This window comes from Parafannyhessea sp. (assembly GCF_051876455.1).
GTDB lineage: Bacteria > Actinomycetota > Coriobacteriia > Coriobacteriales > Atopobiaceae > Parafannyhessea.
In genome coordinates this window covers 1-3,258 of the sequence record NZ_JBJEHW010000196.1, presented here as the reverse complement: position 1 = coordinate 3,258, position 3,258 = coordinate 1, and the positions used below count along the sequence as shown (strand labels likewise).

Sequence of the window (3,258 nt, the reverse complement as noted above, 5' to 3'; positions counted from 1 at the left end):
GGCGGCCTCGACGGCTCCTACCATGCCCTTGGTCTCGATCATTCCGAGTGCCTCAGTCGTACTTGCCATTTTTCCTCCCTGGGTCCGTTACCTGTGCTATTACGCCTTTGATACCAGCTACCTGACTACCTCAACTGTGGTGCCGCACTTGATGTGGAGTGCGTTGGCTTCCTCGGTGTCGATGTGGCAGTCGAGGTTGCCGGTCTCCGTGACGCGGATGATGACGTTGTTCAGGACGCCGCCACGCTCGCCGCCGGTCTTGATGGAGACGATCTGCCCGTCATGGAAGCCGCGCTCGGCCGCCTGGGCAGGGTTCATGTGGATGTGACGAGCGGCAACGATGACGCCCTGGTTCAGGACCACGGTACCCCTCGGTCCGATGACGGTGACGCCGGGAGTTCCCTCAAGGTGACCCGAGAGCCGAATCGCCTGCGGGATACCAAGCTTGAACGTGTCACCTGCGAGTACCTCGACCTGCGTTTGGGAACGCACGGGACCCAGCACGCGCACCTTCTGGATGACGCCCTTTGGCCCTGCGAGGGTCACGCACTCCTTCGAGGCGTACTGGCCGGGCTGGCTCAAATCCTTGATGGGGGTCAGCTTGTAGCCGACGCCAAAAAGCTGCTCCAGGTGCTCCTGGGACAGGTGGATGTGACGACCGGAGACGCCAACGGGAACGATGTTGGGGTTGTTGGCCGCAGGCTTGTTCCCCACCAGGGTCTCGATGTCGTCCTTGGTCCAGATGCCTTTCTCGAATGCAGCGGCGATGAGGTGCTCGAGCTCGTCTGCCGAGAGGGCAGGCTCCTTCTCATCATGCTTCTGCTCCTCCGCTACGTGATGCTGCGGGGCACTCTCCTCGTTATGCTCCTGAGCGGAAGCCTCTGCGTGCTGCTCGGCTGCAGCCTCGGCCTCGCTCTGGAGGAGGACCCCACGCTCCTTGGCGACGTCACGCGCCTGGGCGGTAACGATAGTGTTGTCATCCACGATGATGTTCTTGTGGTGCTCTGCTGCCGCGACAACGTCCTTCGCGCTGATAAGCCTCTTCATCCCGTCCTCCTTTCCTTACAGATTCACGTCTTCGTCGATGATTCCTACGATCACAGCGTCAACCGGGGCGTTCTTGTTGAACTCGTCCCTCATGAAGAGGTAGGCGGAAGCACCAGTGGTCACGATTACCCTGTCCCCCACTCCCGCGCTGATGGTGTCGACGCAGATGAGCTGCTTCCCTGCATCGTCCCCGGCAACGACCTCGACGCGCATGAGTTTCATACCGTTGAGCTCGTCGTACTTACGCGTGGCCCAGATGGAACCGATGAGCTTACCCACAATCATGTGTGTGATCTCCTCCGTCCCGAATCTTGGCCAGGCACTCCATTACCTCTGCCGTCTCACCCGCGATGGCGAGCATCACCATGTTCTGCGGGCAGGAACCCCTCACGTCGGTCACGACCACACCCGCGGTCTTCTCGGCAATGTCGCTCGCGACGACCATCTCGATCATCTTGCCCTGCACGAGTCCCACGGCCGCGGGATGAAAGTCCTCGCTCCAGCGCGCCCCGCTCCTGAGGCGGATGATCTGCATGGTCCCCGGCGCCGGAGCCTTGATGACCTTGATATCAAGCATCCTGCAGCTCCTTTGCCTTGAGCATGCAGCCAAGCGCAATGCCCATGGGTGTCACGAACATGGGATGATTGGGCTTGTGGACTTCGATGCCGAGGTACTTCTTCACCCTGCCCTCGATGCCCGTGAGCTCCGCCGTGCCGCCGACGAGAATGACCTCAGGGACGTCATAGCCACTGCACGCCCTCTTGATGATGGAGGTCACCTTGTCGATCGTCGGGGCGACGATGGGAAGGACCTCGCCGTGGTTCTCCGGGTTGCGCTTGTAAAGCTCCGCGTCATCGAAGCTCATGCCCTTCGCGCCAGCAAGGACGAGGGAGAAGTGCGTGCCTCCCGTCGACTCGTCGATGCACTCGACGACCTTGCCGTCCTTGAACACCGAGATGCCCGTGGTGCCACCGCCGATGTCCACGACGGCACCGTCCTTGGTACCAACGAGGAGGTTCGCTGCCGTCGGCTCATCGAAGACGGCGGTGCACTCCATTCCCGTGCTCTCGGCGACGTTGCGGACGACGCCACCGTCAAGCAACTCCGTCTGGGGAGGAATTGCCACGGCGCATTCCTCAAGCTCCACGCCCAGCTCTTCCTCGATCTGCTCCTTGAGGTGGCGAGCGATGTCGCAGGCACCCACGTAGTCGACGACCATGCCGTCCTTCACCACACTGGCGAACTGGTACTTGCAGTCGACGGGGTTGCCATCCTCATCAAGGACGACCAGCACGATGAATGCCGTGCCAAGGTCGAGTCCGCAGTAGAGCTTCTGACCGGGCTTGACCGCCTTGGGGTGATCAACGCAAGATAGCAGCTCCTCGAGCCTCTCGTTTGTCCTTTGAAGATCGACCATCGCTAAACCTCCTCTCCTGCTCTTTCCACTGCCGCCTCGAGTACCTCACACACCCTTGCGGCCTCTGTGACCCAGGCACCGATCGTCCTGGCATCCTCCGGTCTCGCTCCAGCTTGGGCTTTGGCCCAGGCGCGAGCATACCGGCCAAGCTGGGCGTGCACATAAGCCATCTCGAAGAAGACAGGGTGCACGCCTGCGTCGAAGGCCGGCTGCGGTGGCGGTCCAGGCGGATCGCTGACGCCTTCCGCCTTGGGCTTGTCGGCAACGAGGTCCGCGGGGGTCGTAGCTCCCTGCCACCTGCGCCCGACTGCCTCGGCCTGCCTGGCGACCGCGTTGTCGATGCCCAGCGACCTACGGGCGAGCAGACGGAGCCTCGCGCCTAGGAGGTTGGCGTCGTGCACGAGCGCCCCCAGGTCCAAGGGCTGCTTGGCACTTGCCATACCCTTTGCCACCTGGCCGTGGGCGCCTGGTGCCGGCGTCTGTTCGTCGCCATCGAAGGCAACCCTGAAATCAATCAGGAACTGCCTCGCGCTCGGCGTCAGGCGCGCCCCCTTCGGTACCTCATAGGTGCCGAAGGGCTCCTTCGAGTAAGCCTCCCGCAGCTCGTCCTCGGTTACATAGTGCATGCCTTCCTCCTCTCTGATTTCTCCAGGCCCCACGATGTGGGGCGTTCTTCTCTCTTGCCTTCTAGTGCCTCACGAGGTTCACCTTGAAGTCCGCGTCCTTAATCCAGCCCTCGACGCGGTTGAGGTCGTCCTCGGAGAGTGACGGGTCATCCTTGATCTCATAGTCC

General features: G+C 62.0%; 5 protein-coding genes. All 5 read right to left on the bottom strand.

What is annotated here, in order from left to right; all coding sequences use genetic code 11:
- Nucleotides 1-117 precede the first annotated feature (117 nt).
- The 5 genes from ACI38Z_RS08315 to ACI38Z_RS08295 are packed head-to-tail and all read right to left on the bottom strand — an operon-like array spanning nucleotide 118 to nucleotide 3,091.
- Nucleotides 118-1,047: a phosphate propanoyltransferase gene (locus tag ACI38Z_RS08315; RefSeq protein WP_439789730.1), complete on the bottom strand. Its 930-nt coding sequence runs from the start codon at nucleotides 1,045-1,047 to the stop codon at nucleotides 118-120.
- A 15-nt stretch (nucleotides 1,048-1,062) separates the two neighbouring features.
- Nucleotides 1,063-1,332 carry a EutN/CcmL family microcompartment protein gene (locus tag ACI38Z_RS08310; protein WP_439789729.1) on the bottom strand — a complete coding sequence of 90 codons (270 nt, stop codon included), beginning with the start codon at nucleotides 1,330-1,332 and terminating at the stop codon, nucleotides 1,063-1,065.
- Nucleotides 1,319-1,624, bottom strand: coding sequence for a BMC domain protein (locus ACI38Z_RS08305; protein WP_439789728.1), 306 nt, complete (start codon nucleotides 1,622-1,624; stop codon nucleotides 1,319-1,321). The genes ACI38Z_RS08310 and ACI38Z_RS08305 overlap by 14 nt, the downstream gene beginning before the upstream one ends.
- Nucleotides 1,617-2,465 carry an ethanolamine utilization protein EutJ gene (gene eutJ, locus ACI38Z_RS08300; protein ID WP_439789727.1) on the bottom strand — a complete coding sequence of 283 codons (849 nt, stop codon included), beginning with the start codon at nucleotides 2,463-2,465 and terminating at the stop codon, nucleotides 1,617-1,619. The genes ACI38Z_RS08305 and eutJ overlap by 8 nt, the downstream gene beginning before the upstream one ends.
- Nucleotides 2,466-2,467: 2 nt before the next feature.
- Nucleotides 2,468-3,091 carry a hypothetical protein gene (locus ACI38Z_RS08295; RefSeq protein WP_439789726.1) on the bottom strand — a complete coding sequence of 208 codons (624 nt, stop codon included), beginning with the start codon at nucleotides 3,089-3,091 and terminating at the stop codon, nucleotides 2,468-2,470.
- Nucleotides 3,092-3,258: the final 167 nt, after the last annotated feature.